Raw genomic sequence first — 1,496 nt, forward strand, 5'->3', positions numbered from 1 at the left:
TTTACTATTTCCATTGAGGAAAATATATGCAATGAACTCACATTCCTTTCTATAACAGCATTTTTAGCTAGATCCAATTTTTTATTCTTGGTTTCATCAATGATATATACTATTGAATCGGTAAGATAAGTTGCAGAAAGGAAATTCAGGTTGTCAATTTTCTTATCAACTGTAATAACCATTATTTTATCCTGCAGTGTAATTTTGCTTTCAGACAGGAGCCTGTCAATATGAACCGTGTCTGCAGTGGAATTCTCCATAAACACCTTATTCAATGCCGATCTTATTGAAATTATGTTATAACCTTTCTCTTCCTGCGCTATCCTTCTTGAAAGTTTGCTGACATTCAATATTCCCATTCTCATGGAAATTATAAGCTCGGGATTTTTTTTGATATAATCCCTTACCATAGTTTCCACATTCCCCCTGGCTATTCTTGACATAGTATGATATATGTAATTATAATATAATATTTTACATTAAAACATATATTATATTATTAATACTACTAATATACTAAATATTTATAAAAAATATCATATATGCAAAAAATATTATTTCCCCATGGATAAAGTCTTATTATTATATTCAGGCGGCCTTGACACCTCTGTCATGGTAAAATGGATTCAGAAGGAAATGAAAAAGGAAGTTGTTACCCTTACATTGAACATAGGTAACAGCAATCTAGATCAAATAAGGGAAAAGGCGTTGTCTCTTGGTGTTTCAGATGCCATAGTCATGGACGTAAAAAAGGAATTTGCTGACAAATATATTAAAAAAGAGATATACGCAGACGGCATGTATGAAGGTTACCCGCTGTCAACTGCAATTGCCAGGCCCCTGATGGCAGAAAAGGCTGTGCTTTACGCAGAGGAATATGGTTGCAACACAATTGCACATGGTTCAACTGGTAAGGGAAATGACCAGGTAAGGTTTGAGGTCACCATGAAAGCCCTTAATGAAGATATCAATGTTATAGCGCCTGTAAGGGACTGGAATATGAACAGGCCGGACGAGATAAAATATGCAAAGGCCAATAATATAGAGATTCCCATGGGTGGAAAATACTCCGTTGATGAGAACATATGGGGAAGGTCTGTTGAGGGCTCTACCATAGAGAACATTTCACAGCCGCTTGAATGGGACGTTTACGAGTGGGTCAGGCCACTTGAGGAAACTGGGAATGGAGATATAATAGAAATTGAATTCAAGAATGGTATTCCAGTTTCCTTAGACGGTAAACAGTACGGTCTTAAAGATCTTGTAGAAAAACTAAACGTTATTGCCGGAAATAATGGAATCGGGCTGATAAACCATATGGAAGACAGGGTAACAGGAATCAAAAGCCATGAGGTATATGAAGTCCCGGGAGCAATGGCCATAATAAAGGCTCACAAAATAATGGAATCACTTACATTGAACAAATATGAACTTGATATGAAGGGATACATGGATAATCAATGGTCAAATTTTGTCTATAATGNGTTGTGGTACGA

2 protein-coding genes are annotated in these 1,496 nt (G+C 36.1%); one reads left to right on the forward strand and one right to left on the reverse strand.

What is annotated here, in order from left to right; genetic code table 11:
- Nucleotides 1–443: hypothetical protein (locus AMDU4_RS13850; protein WP_021788547.1), on the reverse strand; the 443-nt coding region annotated here is incomplete at its 3' end.
- Between the two features lie 121 nt (nt 444–564).
- Here AMDU4_RS13850 and AMDU4_RS13855 point away from each other — a divergent pair.
- Nucleotides 565–1,496: argininosuccinate synthase (locus AMDU4_RS13855; RefSeq protein WP_290705590.1), on the forward strand; the 932-nt coding region annotated here is incomplete at its 3' end.

The sequence above is a fragment of the Ferroplasma sp. Type II genome, assembly GCF_000496155.1.